Below are 13,357 nucleotides of genomic sequence, written 5' to 3'. Positions count from 1 at the left end.
ATCAGGTCGGGTTACAATATACGTGCAACAGGAATATCTGACCAGCGTGTAGTCCAGGAAGGGCTGAGCATTTCCCGCTTCATTCTCCATTCAGTATTAGTTCCCTGTCCTGCAAACCACACGTGACCCAGCCCGGACTGGTTGATGCCGTCGAGTACCTTCATCAGCTGTGCGCTGTTAGCCCGCGGCTGTACGTCGTCAAAGAGGTTAAGCTGACTCACGCCGTCTAGCGTGAACTCATCAAGCATAATACCGGCTTTCATGTACCGGCGGCCTTCCAGCCAGATGCGGTCCAAACTGCGCATGGCCACTTCAATGATGTCGCGCGTATCCTGCGTGGGCAGCGTCAGCTTTTCACCGGCCGTGTTGCCGTAAAACACCTCGTTAACAGCATGTGGCGAGGTTCTGATAAAGACACTGATGCGCCTGCAAAACTGTCGTTCGCATAGGAGCTTCTCAGCCGCACGCGTGGCGTACTGACACAGCTCCTGCTGCATGGCCACTTTTGAGGTGATGCGTTCGCCAAAGGATCTTGAACAGCAAATCTGCTGCTTGGCTGGCGGTAGCTCCTCGATCGGAATGCATGACTCGCCGTTCAGTTCGCGTACGGCTCTCTCCAGCACCACGTTGAAGGCTTTGCGAATGAGGGCAGGGTGCGCACGCGCCAGCTGCAGGGCACTGCTGATGCCCATGACGTTCAGTCTTTTACCGATGCGCTGGCCAACGCCCCAGACTTCCTCCACGGGCTGATTGGCCAGCAGTGTTTCGGTGCGTTTCGGATTGCCCGGCGTAAGTGCGAGCACGGCGCGGAACTGCTTCCACTCTTTACTGGCCTACTGCGCTGATTTCGCTAGGGTTTTTGTCGGCCGCATGCCCACGCCGACGGTCAGTCCGGTTGTGGCCAGCACATGCGCGAGCAGGCGCCGGCCGAAGTGCTCAAAGTCTTCGCATCCGTTTATTCCCGTCAGAACGAGAAACATTTCATCAATACTGTACTGCTCGACACGAGGCGTCAGCTCTTCCAGAGCAGTCATCACACGCTGGCTGAGACTATGGTTTATGTGGAATACAGTTTCAACTGCTTAATTAATAATCGTCTCAGAGCACACGTGCTTTAGGAATGTCTGACCAGCGCGTGGTCCAGGCAGGGCTAAGCATTTCACGCTTCATTTTCCACTCAGTGTTAATTCCCTGTCCGGCAAACCACACATTTCCCAGTCCTGACTGATTAATGCCGTCCAGTACCTTCATCAGCTGTGCGCTTTTAGCCCGTGGCCGATTATCGTCAAACAGATTTAGCTGGCTTACGCCGTTCGGCGTAAAGTTATCAAGCATGATGCCTGCTTTCATGTATCTGCGCCCCTCAAGCCAGATACAATCGAGCGACCGCATCGCAGACTCAATGATGTCCCGCGTATCCTGTGTTGGTAGTGTCAGCTTCTCTCCGGCGCTGTTTCCGTAAAACACCTCACCGCTGGCGTGTGGCGACGTCCGGATAAACACGCCGATGTTGCGGCAGTACTGACGTTCCCCTCGCAGCTTTTCCGCTGCGCGTGCAGCGTACTGACACAGCGCCTGCTGCATGGCTGTTTTTGTTGTAATGCGCTCCCCGAAGCTGCGACTGCAGACTATCTGCTGTTTTGCCGGCGGCAGTTCTTCCAGCGGAATACATGACTCACCGTTCAGCTCGCGTACGGTGCGTTCCAGTACCACGGAAAAGTTATCGCGAATGAACTTTGGACGCGCGCGTGACAGCTGCAGGGCGGTTTCGATGCCCATCAGGCTGAGTCGCTTACCGATACGCCGTCCCACACCCCATATTTCCTCAACGGGCTGGTTAGCTAGCAGAGTTTCGGTACGTTTCAGATTACCCGGCGTCAGCGCCAGCACGCCGCGAAACTGCTTCCACTCCTTACTCGCCCACTGGGCCGATTTTGCCAGCGTTTTAGTGGGCCCCATGCCGACACCGACGGTAAGACCCGTTGTGGTAAATACATGCGCGCGCAGGCGACGACCAAAAGCTTCGAAGTCCTCACAGCCGTTAATACCGGTAATATCCAGGAACATTTCATCAATGCTGTACTGCTCGACGCGTGGCGTTATCTCCTCAAGCGCGGTCATTACTCTCTGGCTCAGGCTGTGATTTATGTGGAATGCAATTTAAACAAAAAAAATCAGTTACCATTCCTCTGAAGTTTATTTTCTGAACAGGAATTATTCAGCCTTGAACTACCTCAGTATGCTTACTGACAGGGGGGAAGGTTGAGGGTGGTAAGACATAGTCGGAAAATCGATTTGCCCGCCAGGATTTAATCTGCCACGCTTACTCTGAAGCCCTCAATCGGGCAATGAGTCTTATCCCTTACCCACCCCAATGCAGGAAAAATGATGATAAAAAAATACAGGATCCCGGGACTGACCGCGGTGGCGTTTCTTCTTATCAGCACCCTCGCCGGTGCCGCAGAGGAACGCTGGACGTTTGACGGCGATATCCACAACAATTCCCTTGCTGTCAGTCCCGATGAGAAAACGGCGGTGGCGTCCTACAGTGAGCGCTCTGAGGTGGTGGTCTACGACCTGGCTGCCGGGAAAGTCAGAAAGGTGCTGAAGGGATACGTCACGCCCCGCAATGCGCTTTTCTCCCCCGACGGGAAGGCCGTATATCTTTCAGACAGCAGCCTCGGCGTGGTCAGAAAAATCAGCACCGGGACGCTTGATGTGGAGACCTCGCTGCCGCTGGGGCCCGGGGCATTCGGCACAGCTATCAGCCGTGACGGTCAGCGCCTGTATGTGAATAACGAGGCCGCCAGCACGCTCTCGGTGTATGACCTGACGCACAACCGGCCCGTTGCGGTCGTGACGGGTTTTGCCCAGCCCCGTCAGGGCATAAAAATCAGCCCGGACGGCAAAACCGTCTACGTCACTAACTTTAAGGGCGATAAAATTACCCTGGTTGACGCCGTAACGGGCGAGATTCGCGGCGAGATAACAGGCTTCAGCAAGCTGCGCGCCATTTCAGTCAGCGCCGACGGCCGCACACTGTACGCGGCTAACAGCGGCAGCAACACCATCGCCGTGGTTGACACGCAGAAGCTCGCCATTACGGCAACCATTCCCGTGGGGCAGGATCCTTACGGTGCCGCCCTGACGCCGGATAACCGCTATGTTTACAGCGGCAACCTGGGCGACAACAGCCTCTCCGTTATTGATACCGCCGCCGGTAAGGTGGTCTCCACCGTTACCGGACTGGATGCGCCCCGTCAGGCCATCGTTTTCAGCAAAGACGGTGCCCGCGCGTGGGTGCTGAATAAAGACCTCAGCATTGCGGTCGTTGACCTGAAACAGAACCGCGTCACGGCCACGATTAAAAGCCCGCCGCAGGCCTGATTCAGTCCTTCCCTCACTCCGGCGGTGTGACGGTCCTTCCCGGAGTGGGAGAGTCTAACCACTTTTACTGGTTTATTTTAACTGAATAACCTGTTTTAAAGATTTAACCCGACGTGCCTATACTCTTTCTGTCTACTCAGGAGATTACGGCATGAACGATAAAATATTTACCCTGCATAACGGAGCGCGCCCGCTGAGCGCGCTGAGCAGCCCGAAAGAGGCCATACGTCAGTTCACGCCTAACTGGTTCGCCGCGACCATGGGGACCGGTATCCTGTCTCTGTCTCTGGCGCAGTTCCCCTGGCCGGTTCCGGGATTACGCCTCGTCGCCGAGGGACTCTGGATGTTTAACATCTTCCTGTTCAGCGTCTTTGCCGTGATGTATCTGGCCCGCTGGGTGATGTACTTCGGTGAGGCAAAGCGCATCTTTGGCCATTCAACGGTGTCCATGTTCTTCGGCACCATCCCGATGGGCATGGCCACCATCATCAACGGGCTGCTGGCGTTTGGCCTCCCCCGGTGGGGGGCTGACGTCATTCCCGTAGCGCACGCCCTGTGGTGGCTGGACGTGGCGATGTCGCTGCTGTGTGGCGTGTGTATTCCCTACATGATGTTTACCCGGCAGCAGCACAGCATTGACCAGATGACCGCCGTCTGGTTACTGCCGGTCGTGGCCGCCGAGGTTGCGGCAGTCAGTGGCGGCCTGCTGGCACCGCACATTGCCGACCCCCACGCGCAGCTCGGCATCATTATTACCAGCTACGTGCTGTGGGCGTACTCGGTGCCGGTGGCGCTGAGCATCCTCGCCATCCTGCTGCTGCGTATGGCGCTGCACAAGCTACCACACGAAAGCATGGCGGCCTCAAGCTGGCTGGCACTGGGGCCGATTGGTACCGGCTCGCTGGGGATGCTGGTCATCGGCGGAGATGCGCCCGGGGTGTTTGCCGCGGCGGGCATGCCGGAAATCGGTCATATCGCGCAGGGCGTGGGGTTCGTTGCCGGCATTCTCTTCTGGGGCTGCGGCCTGTGGTGGATGCTGCTGGCCACGCTGATAACCGTGCGATACTTCCGTGAAGGCATTCCGTTCAATCTGGGATGGTGGGGCTTTACCTTCCCGCTGGGCGTGTACACGGTCGCCACGCTGAAGCTGTCCACCCTCGTTGACCTGGCGTTCTTTAAAGGCTTCGGTGCGCTTCTTGTCGTCATGCTGGCCGCCATGTGGCTGCTGGTCGCGGTGAAGACGGTGCGCGGGGCATGGAGCGGGAAACTGTTTGTTTCCCCCTGTCTGGCAGGCCTGGACCGGAAGCCGTGAGTGAAACCTGCACGTCGCTGCTGGACCCGTTTTTACGCGAGGAACGCCTCGCGGCAGTCACCGCGCCGCACGTGGCCGCGCTGAATCGCTGGGTCAGCGGGCTGCGTCAGCACGGCGTGGAGCTGCCGTGGTTTGATCCGGCCGACGGCGGGACCGGGGCCGGACTGCTCGTCCTGCTGCAGTCGCCGGCGCGCAGCAGCCCGTCACCCCGGTTTGTGTCGCGGGATAACCCGGGGCCGGCCCAGCAGAACCTGGGGCGGTTTCTGGCGGAAGCCGGTATTGCGCGCCGGGACAGCGTGCTGTGGAATACGGTGCCCTGGGTCAGCGACGGGCCGCAGAAACGGCCCTCAGCGGCGGACATCCGCAGCGGCTGCGCCTGGCTTGAGGACGTGCTGGCGTATCTGCCCGCGCTGCGCGTGGTGGTGCTGGCCGGTGCCGTAGCGGCTCAGGCCCGCGGGACGGTCAGTCATCAGTGCCCCGGCGTCACGGTGCTGAAGATGCCTCACCCCAGTCCGCTTTCACTTTGCACAAGCCCGGCGGTGCCGGAAAACATCCGCCGGGTGCTCCGCGAAGCACGCGCTGCGCTGGCGGGCTGAGGGTGCCAGCAGAATAATACTGACAGGCTTTCCGTCTGGCTCTATACTCAGAGTACAGGGTGATGGCGTTCCACCTTTCCCAACCGCTCCGTTCCGGAGCTGATGACGCCTGATGTGACTCTTGATTTTCAGGAGGTGCGTCAGGCCGTCCTTACTTTCCTCCCGGCCTGCGTACTTCCCTTTACGGGGAGAGACCCTTGATACACGTTTTTGGCCACATCAATCCTGACAGCGACGCCATCTGCACGGCGGTCGTCACCGCTCACTGGCTGACCGGGCGCGGCATGGACGCCCGCGCATGGCGTCTCGGCGAGGCTAACCGGGAAACCCGCTTTATCTTTGACACCGCCGGTCTTACGCTGCCGCCGCTGCTCGCTATTCCGCTGCAGGATGAACGGGTGTGGCTGGTCGATTTCACCGAGCCGGCGCAGGGGCCTGACGACCTGCTCCGGAGCAACGTCGTGGGCATCACTGACCACCACCGGCTGGGCGGGCTGATAACGCAACTGCCGCCGGAGGTGCATATCCGCCCGGTTGGCAGCAGCGCCACGCTGCTCTGGCTGCTGATGGACGCTGAAGCGCGCCGCACGCTGCCCCCGACGCTCGCCGTGCTTCTGCTGGGCGCACTCCTGAGTGACACCGTGAATCTTCGCTCGCCGACCACCACCGAAGACGATATCCGTTCGGCGACCGAACTGGGCGTGCTGTCCGGCGTAAACCGCAGAGCCTTCGCCCGTGACCTCCTCACCGCCAAAACGGACGTCAGCGGCCTCAGCGCCCAGCAGCTGCTGGGCAGGGACCTCAAGGCCTTCGTCATTGCCGGCACCGACGTGCGCATTGCCCAGATTGAGGTCAGCTCACCGACACAGGTTGCCCCCGTGATGGACGACCTGCTCGCTGCCCTGGCGTATCTGGCGGACCAGTCGGGTGCCGGGCTGACGGTGCTGATGTTGACCGACATTCGCGCCGGGTTTTCAACGCTTTACTTCGCCGGGCGGGAGAGCGTTAACGCGGCCTCCTGCTCCGTACCGGGCATGCTCAGCCGCAAAAAACAGCTTCTGCCGTGGCTTGAGTCCCGCCTTAACCAGAACGGGAGTTCATTATGACCTGCTACACCCACGCACTGATACTTGTGAACGACAAAGACGACGGCACCCTCCTGCTGAAACGGGCGGTCGCGCTGGCGCAGCCGCTCGGCATGAAAATCACCCTGGCCCACATCAGCGACGACTACCGGGAAATGAACTACGTGTCCGACAGCCTGATGGACGACGTCGTGTCGGAAGAGGTGCTGAAAGCCAAAGCGTTTATGAGCGAGCTGGCGGCCTCCGTGCCTGAGGCGGTAGACACGCGGGAGCTGGTGACCATGCGCCGCTTTGAGGACGTGGAGAAGTGCATCAATGAGCTGGGCGTGGACCTCGTGCTTGCCGGGCACCGCAACCGCTTTATGGGAATGCTGACGTCCCGCTCGGCGGAATACATCAACCACCTCACGGTGGATGTGCTTATTACTCACCTGAATGACTAAACCGGGAGAAACGCTATGCACTTTACACTGGATAACGTGACCGCCCGGGAAATTCTTGACTCTCGCGGCAACCCCACCGTTGAAGTTGAGGCCCGGACCCCGGACGGGATGATGGCACGCGCCTCGGTGCCTTCCGGGGCCAGCACCGGGTCGCGCGAGGCCGCAGAGCGCCGCGACGGTGACGCACAACGTTTTGGCGGCAAAGGCGTGCTGGATGCCGTCAGGGCGGTTAATACGGAAATCTGCGAAGCCGTGCGCGGCCTGGACGTGCGCGAGCAGCGGCAGCTGGACAACATCATGCTGATGCTGGACGGCACGGAGAACAAGAGTCGCCTGGGTGCCAATGCCATTCTGGGCGTATCGCTGGCGGTGGCCCGGCTGGCGGCACAGGCCTCGCACGAGCCGCTGTGGCGCTACCTGGGGGGCCTGCAGGCGAATCTGCTGCCCGTGCCGTGCATGAACATCATCAACGGCGGCGTGCACGCCCGCGGTCAGGGCGCGGACTTCCAGGAGTTCATGATAGCGCCACACGGGGCACCCACGCTGCGCGAGGCCGTGCGTCAGGGCAGCGAGGTCTACCAGGCGCTGCGCCAGATCCTGCTGGACAAAAAACTCTCAGCGGCAGTGGGCGACGAAGGCGGTTTTGCGCCCGCCGTGTCGTCGAACCGTGACCCGCTGGCGTTTATCGTACAGGCGATTGAGAAGGCGGGATACAGGCCCGGAGAGGACATCAGCATCTGCATGGACCCTGCCTCAAGTGAGTTTTTCGCTGACGGTCAGTATCATCTGCGCACCGAGGGCAGCGCGCTGAGCGCGGCGGAAATGACGGCATACTACGGCGAGCTGATGGACCAGTTTCCGGTCATCCTGCTGGAAGACGGCCTGGCCGAGGACGACTGGGCGGGCTGGAAGCATCTGCACCAGCAGCTTGCGGGCAGGGCCGAGCTGGTTGGTGACGACCTGTTTGTAACCAACGTGAAGTACATCCAGCGCGGCATTGACGAAAACCTCGCCAGCGCCGCGCTGATCAAGCTCAATCAGATAGGCTCGCTCAGCGAAACGCTGGACGCCGTGGCTCTCTGCCAGCGGCACGGCTGGGGTGCGTTCATGTCTCACCGCAGCGGGGAAACCACGGACACGTTCCTTGCCGACCTGACGGTGGCCCTGCGCGCGGGACACCTGAAAACCGGCGCGCCGTGCCGCGGCGAACGCGTGGAAAAGTACAACCAGCTGATGCGCATTGAGCAGGCGCTGGGTGAGGACGCGCACTACGCGGGGCTTCATGCGTTTGTGCGCCGCACGTAACACATCCGCCGGACGGTCCCCGTCCGGCAAAGAAGGAATGCCTGTGGCCCCTGCAACGCTGATCCTCCTGCGGCACGGCGAAAGCCAGTGGAACCGGGAAAACCGTTTTACCGGCTGGACGGACGTGCCGCTGACGGTCAGGGGGCGGCAGGAGGCCGACCGGGCCGGTGACGCGCTGCGGGCAGCGGGCCTTATGCCCGACCGTGTCTTCACCTCGGTGATGACACGCTGCGTTCACACGGTCTGGCGGGTGCTGGACCGTCTTGACCGAAGCTGGACGCCCGTGGAAAAGAGCTGGCGACTGAACGAGCGCCACTACGGTGCGCTGCAGGGGCTGAACAAGGACGACGCTGCCCGGATGATGGGGGAAGAGACCGTCCGGCTATGGCGCAAAAGCTTCAGCGGCATTCCGCCCGCAGACGCGGAGGCTCCGGCGCAGCTGCGTCGGGATCTGCGCTACCGCCGCGTTGCGCTGGCCGACCTGCCTGCAACGGAAAGCCTGGAAATGACGCTGCGTCGCGTCATGCCATACTGGCACCACGTTGTGGTGCCACAGCTGCGCTGCGGAAGTACCGTTCTGATTGTGGCGCACGGCAACACGCTGCGCGCCCTGACCGCCTTTCTGAACGGCATGCCCCACGACAGCGTGGCACAGCTGCACATCCCGACCGGCGTGCCGGTTGTATATGAAATGGATACGGCCGCAAAGGTCGTGTGCCGTTATGTTCTGAATATTAAAAAAAAGGAGTGAACGTGAATCAGCTTTTTGCCGTCATCACCGGCGGTGCTTTAGGGTGTGTTATCCGCTGGCAGCTGGGCGCGCGCCTGAACGCGCTTTTTCCGGACCTGCCGCCGGGGACGCTGCTGGTCAACCTGCTGGGTGGATTTATCATCGGGGCGGCGCTGGCGTATTTTCTGCGCCATCCCGGCCTCGATCCGGCCTGGCGGCTGCTCATTACCACCGGGCTGTGTGGCGGAATGACGACCTTCTCCACATTCTCAGCTGAGGTTTTTGCCCTGCTGCAGTCAGGCAGCTATGCCTGGGCAGCCGCCTCGGTGCTGATACACGTGCTGGGTTCGCTGGCCATGACGGCGGCCGGATTTTATATCATGACGCTGTGTGGTTAACCCGGACCGTACGGCCTCTATCCAGGGGAGACCTCAGTGCAGCGACCGCTGCACTGAGGTCAGACAGTTCAGTATATTGTTCAGAAGCGCTCTCTGCGGGCCTGATCCGACAGGGTTTACGCCTGTAAGGCTTCCCCTAAATCCGGGACACTGTCGTGACAGAGTTTCAGGTCTGCCTGTTCTGGTAAAGGTCCCAGCGATTGCCATAGATGTCCTCAAACACGACAACCATTCCGTATTCTTCCTCGCGCGGCTCCTGACAGAAGTGGACGCCTTTTGCCTTCATAGCATTGTAGTCGCGCCAGAAGTCATCGGTCTGCAGGAACAGAAAAACCCGTCCGCCGCACTGGTTGCCGATAAAGCCTTCCTGCCGGTCGTTCGACGCGCGGGCAAGAAGAATAGCACAGTCGCTGTCAGGGTCCGGCGTCACCACGACCCAGCGCTTACCCGGCTGCGGCGTGTCCTCAATCAGGGTAAAGCCCAGCTTATCGGTGTAATACTCAATTGCACGATCGTAGTCATCGACCACGACAGCCACATACCCCATACACCGCTTCTGTTTTCTCATCTGCTGTTCCATCAGTTACGTCATAACGCCCGCTATAATCAGATTCATATCAAATACGACGTTCGGTCGTCTGTACTGACTCTGAACTGACACCCTCAGACCGGACATTGAAAGCATTTGAGCACTCAGGATTTTGGGCCCAATTTTGTAAGAGCCTGCTCAACCTTTTCAGCATCCTGCTCCAGTACGGCTTTCTCATCGGGAGTGAGCGGGACCTCTTCGAGGTAACGCCGGATGGATGCTTTACTCTCCAGAATAAGCCCGCGCGCGCTGTCCTTCAGCAGGTTAAAATCGCAGCCGATGCAGGCCATCCGGTGCGGGCAGCTGCTCCAGAACGGATTTGTGCAGTATGAATCACCTAAATCATAATACGTTGCAGGTCCGGTCAGGCTGGCGGCGTCAGGGTCGCGATCAATCAGTACGCTGATCATGTGCGCGACTCTGTCTGCTTTTACAAACGAGGCGGCCAGCTGTGTCGGGCGGATACGGAGATAATGCATGGTGGACTGGGGCGTTGAGTGACCAGCCCACTGCATCAGTTCATACAGTGACATGCCCTGCGGTACGCTGGCCAGTGCGGTCACGGCTGAGGCGCGTCCCCGATGGCTGGTTATCACTCCGCCGCTGTCTTCAGAAGGAACGCCCGCTCTTGCGCAGAGCATCGGTATCACCGTGCGGTTGAGGATAGCGCTGCCGGCAGGCTTCCCCCGGTACTGAAACAGCAGCCGGACCTTCTCACCGGTCCGCTCATCAGCCAGCATGGCCTGTTCTGCCGGGCGTTCGGCCAGCCAGATGTCGACATATTTTTTTACCACTGTCGCCACGGGTTTAACAAAGGCTTTTGATGTTTTTCCGGCGGGGACATGAAGGTAACAAAGGGTTCCGGCCGGGATGACGCTGCCGTCATCTTTCGTTATTTCATCTGCCTGCGGCGCGATGCAACCGGTAGTCAGGCGGAGCAGCTCATTTTTCCTCAGCCCCGCATGGGTCCAGATGACGGCCATCGCCTGCAGCATGGCCAGCGGATAATGTATTTCAGTAAGCAGGTCTTCCTGACGCAGATTGAGGCTGGCCCAGATGAGCTTGAGCCAGACCGGATCGTCGATAACACGGGGATTGACGTCGCGCCGAAACAGGGTGGTATCCGGTGTGGAAAGATGACGGGCAGGGCTGAAGCGCAGGCGACCCCAGCCCCAGTTTTCGTAGTCGACCATAAAACGGCGCAGTGAGTAGATAAAATGCGCCCTTGAATGCGGCATCATAGGCTCACCGGATCGCACCGATTTTCGGGTGCCCCTTTCCGTGCCCAACTGTAGCTCATCCACGTTCATTCGGCCGACCGCAGCGATAAAGCTGGCGCAGATTTCCATGCTCCAGTCTGACGGTTCACGCACCTCCGGATGCGCCTTTGCCAGCCAGAGGCCGCAGCGCAGTATAAAGCTGTACTGGCCTTCACGGGTGCGAGGCCTCAGCACAGACGTTTCCCGCCAGCGCCGGCACCACCTGACCCAGGCCGGATCGATCCCGTCTACGGGTTTTTCATACCATCGGGTATAATTACGCATCCTCATCGGGGCGCTGAAGATGCCCAGCGCAGCAAGGCCGTGTGAAATCCGGCCAATGTACCGGGATGTCCCGCTATCTGTGTTGTTCTGGGCTTCCCACAGCAGTTCAGGCGTAAAGGTTTCAAGACGGGGATCTCTGTTCATGACCATCAGCGTGGCCAGTATGCCCGACAGATGCGTGACCTGACTACCCGCAGCATAGCCCAGCGATTTCAGGGTTTCAGTCAGGCGGTGAAGCTCCCGGAAGTAAATAGCCTGACCAAAAATGGCACAGGTATACAGGGCAGGTTTTCTGATGTCTGGCAGGCTGAGGGGATCATACCGTCCGGCGAAATGCCATGCAAAGGCGGCCATCAGCGGCCGTCCTTTTCCGTCCGTCCGGCTGAATGTCTGCCAGCGTTCCTGCGGCCATCGCCAGTACGGTATACCCGAAAGGTGCATCTCACGCAGGAGGTCCAGTATTATCAGGTCAGCAACCTCGCGGCTGCATCCGCTTTCTGCTGCGATGTCTTTCAGCGGCCTGATAAACTCAGGAGCAGGTTTCATCCGCAGCAGCCTGCCCCGGCTGTGAGAGGTGGCCAGTGCGGCCTTTTCAGGCTCAGTCAGTAAAGCATCAAGCCTGTAAGCGGAGAGGTCGAAGGGAGCCCACACATTCTCAGGTAGTTGCGAGGGTAACATTCTTATTCCTCCAAGCCGAAAATGAGGTTCGCCATCCTGATATCTGCCGTTTCAATCGCGCCTGCCATCCGGGCGGCAAGATCCCTGCCGGAAAGGTGAATATAAATCTGAGTGGTGCGCGGATCACGGTGACCTGCGTAGGTGGCAAGTTCGTGCAGTTTCCAGCCCGCACGGGCCAGATGCGTCAACCGCAGGTGACGGAAAGTATGGGTTGAAATGTCGGGCAGCCCTGACTCAAGCGCCCATTTCCGTACCGTTTTGCTCCAGCTCCAGTAAGAGAGCGGTGCCCCCTGATTACGATCGGACTCAGAGCGGAACAGGGCTCTTTTTACCATCCCCGACCGCTTCATCTGTAAAAGATGAGCCGCCAGCACCGGCGTCAGGGCGGGACTGTAACAGACGATCCGTTCATGACGGTTCTTGGTGGTTTCAGCCCGGACGCGGATGAGGCGGTGGGCAAAGTCAAGGTCATCAGTACTCAGCGCGGTGACTTCCGATCGTCGCAGCGCACCGCAGTAGGTTAACGCCAGCATCAGCCGGTCACGAAGCGGAGAATCCGCGGCATGAGCCTGAAAAAGCTGCCACTGTGCATCGTCAGGAATACGCGGCAGCTTTACGATACGGGGAACCAGCCCCCGTGCGGAACACAGCATGCCCGGCGTGCCGGAACGGGGCAGCGGATTTACCTTACACAGGTCAAGATACATCAGGAAGTCGTACCAGAGACGGACAGCCGACAGGCGCAGCTGGAGCGTGGCGCTTGCGGCCGGGAAAGGCATACCGGGTAACTGAGGACGGATGTAGGCAGCCATGTCATCAAACCTGACCTTTTCAGGTTCAATCCTGTTCCGGCTGCAGAACGCAAAATAATGACAGAGGGCTGCGCGTTAGGCGGTCAGGGTGGCGGGTGCCCGCCCCAGGTCGGACAGCAGCTTCAGCCAGCGTTCCGCCAGTAAAATGGCACTGTTGTTTAGTGGAGTCGTCATTGCGTTTACCTCTGAGGTCAGCGTTGCTGTTCAAAGTCTATACGATCAATGTTGCATTCCACTTAACTTACTACAGCGCATAGTTTGAGCTGAACACGTGTATCTTTTCCGGATAGTCCTGCGTTTTTATCTGGAACCACGGTGCACCCATTTTTATACCCAGAGCTTTTGCGCCAGCAGAGCGCGCAATAACGCAGCCATCGTTGTTACTGAGCACGACTACCGGCCTGCCACGCAGGTCCGGGCGGAAAAGCGTCTCACAGCTGGCATAGAAAGAGTTGACGTCAGCCAGTCCGAACATGGG

10 protein-coding genes, 4 pseudogenes and 1 riboswitch are annotated in these 13,357 nt (G+C 59.5%); of the genes and pseudogenes, 8 read left to right on the top strand and 6 right to left on the bottom strand.

Annotation, left to right across the window (positions count from 1 at the left end):
- Positions 1 to 11: 11 nt before the first annotated feature.
- Positions 12 to 1,052, bottom strand: a pseudogene (umuC, locus tag FS690_RS15495) (translesion error-prone DNA polymerase V subunit UmuC); the annotation flags it as partial.
- Positions 1,053 to 1,098: 46 nt separating this feature from the next.
- A pseudogene (gene umuC, locus FS690_RS15490) lies at positions 1,099 to 2,139 on the bottom strand (translesion error-prone DNA polymerase V subunit UmuC); the annotation flags it as partial.
- A 249-nt stretch (positions 2,140 to 2,388) separates the two neighbouring features.
- Here umuC (FS690_RS15490) and FS690_RS15485 point away from each other — a divergent pair.
- The 8 genes from FS690_RS15485 (at position 2,389) to crcB (ending at position 9,256) form a co-directional block, all read left to right on the top strand.
- Positions 2,389 to 3,387 (top strand): YncE family protein, encoded by a 999-nt coding sequence (locus FS690_RS15485; protein WP_014606787.1) that lies wholly within the window; start codon positions 2,389 to 2,391, stop codon positions 3,385 to 3,387.
- Positions 3,388 to 3,538: 151 nt separating this feature from the next.
- Entirely contained in the window at positions 3,539 to 4,699 is a 1,161-nt protein-coding gene (locus FS690_RS15480) for a TDT family transporter (RefSeq protein WP_014606788.1), read from the top strand.
- Positions 4,696 to 5,295 (top strand): uracil-DNA glycosylase family protein, encoded by a 600-nt coding sequence (locus tag FS690_RS15475; protein WP_014606789.1) that lies wholly within the window; start codon positions 4,696 to 4,698, stop codon positions 5,293 to 5,295. The genes FS690_RS15480 and FS690_RS15475 overlap by 4 nt, the downstream gene beginning before the upstream one ends.
- A gap of 49 nt (positions 5,296 to 5,344) precedes the next feature.
- A riboswitch (Fluoride riboswitch) is annotated at positions 5,345 to 5,414 on the top strand.
- Positions 5,415 to 5,492: 78 nt separating this feature from the next.
- Entirely contained in the window at positions 5,493 to 6,401 is a 909-nt protein-coding gene (locus FS690_RS15470; protein ID WP_014606790.1) for a DHHA2 domain-containing protein, read from the top strand.
- Positions 6,398 to 6,823, top strand: a complete 426-nt coding sequence (locus tag FS690_RS15465; RefSeq protein WP_014606791.1) for a universal stress protein — start codon at positions 6,398 to 6,400, stop codon at positions 6,821 to 6,823. The genes FS690_RS15470 and FS690_RS15465 overlap by 4 nt, the downstream gene beginning before the upstream one ends.
- A 15-nt stretch (positions 6,824 to 6,838) precedes the next feature.
- Positions 6,839 to 8,128, top strand: coding sequence for a phosphopyruvate hydratase (gene eno, locus FS690_RS15460; protein ID WP_014606792.1), 1,290 nt, complete (start codon positions 6,839 to 6,841; stop codon positions 8,126 to 8,128).
- A 43-nt stretch (positions 8,129 to 8,171) separates the two neighbouring features.
- Entirely contained in the window at positions 8,172 to 8,879 is a 708-nt protein-coding gene (locus FS690_RS15455) for a 2,3-diphosphoglycerate-dependent phosphoglycerate mutase (RefSeq protein WP_145339871.1), read from the top strand.
- Between the two features lie 2 nt (positions 8,880 to 8,881).
- Entirely contained in the window at positions 8,882 to 9,256 is a 375-nt protein-coding gene (gene crcB / locus FS690_RS15450) for a fluoride efflux transporter CrcB (protein ID WP_010260804.1), read from the top strand.
- Positions 9,257 to 9,422: 166 nt separating this feature from the next.
- On the opposite strand, the gene FS690_RS15445 is transcribed toward crcB, so the two are convergent.
- The 4 genes and pseudogenes from FS690_RS15445 to FS690_RS15430 form a co-directional block, all read right to left on the bottom strand.
- Positions 9,423 to 9,824, bottom strand: coding sequence for a VOC family protein (locus tag FS690_RS15445; RefSeq protein ID WP_014606795.1), 402 nt, complete (start codon positions 9,822 to 9,824; stop codon positions 9,423 to 9,425).
- Between the two features lie 125 nt (positions 9,825 to 9,949).
- Positions 9,950 to 12,067: a tyrosine-type recombinase/integrase gene (locus FS690_RS15440; protein ID WP_047714191.1), complete on the bottom strand. Its 2,118-nt coding sequence runs from the start codon at positions 12,065 to 12,067 to the stop codon at positions 9,950 to 9,952.
- Positions 12,068 to 12,069: 2 nt separating this feature from the next.
- Positions 12,070 to 13,053 (bottom strand): annotated as a pseudogene (locus tag FS690_RS15435) (tyrosine-type recombinase/integrase).
- Between the two features lie 73 nt (positions 13,054 to 13,126).
- Positions 13,127 to 13,354 (bottom strand): annotated as a pseudogene (locus FS690_RS15430) (DNA polymerase V subunit UmuC); the annotation flags it as partial.
- Between the last annotated feature and the right edge of the window lie 3 nt (positions 13,355 to 13,357).

Origin of the sequence: Pantoea sp. PSNIH1, assembly GCF_007680655.1 — a bacterium.
Lineage (GTDB): Bacteria > Pseudomonadota > Gammaproteobacteria > Enterobacterales > Enterobacteriaceae > Pantoea > Pantoea eucrina.
This window is presented reverse-complemented; position numbering and strand designations above follow the sequence as displayed.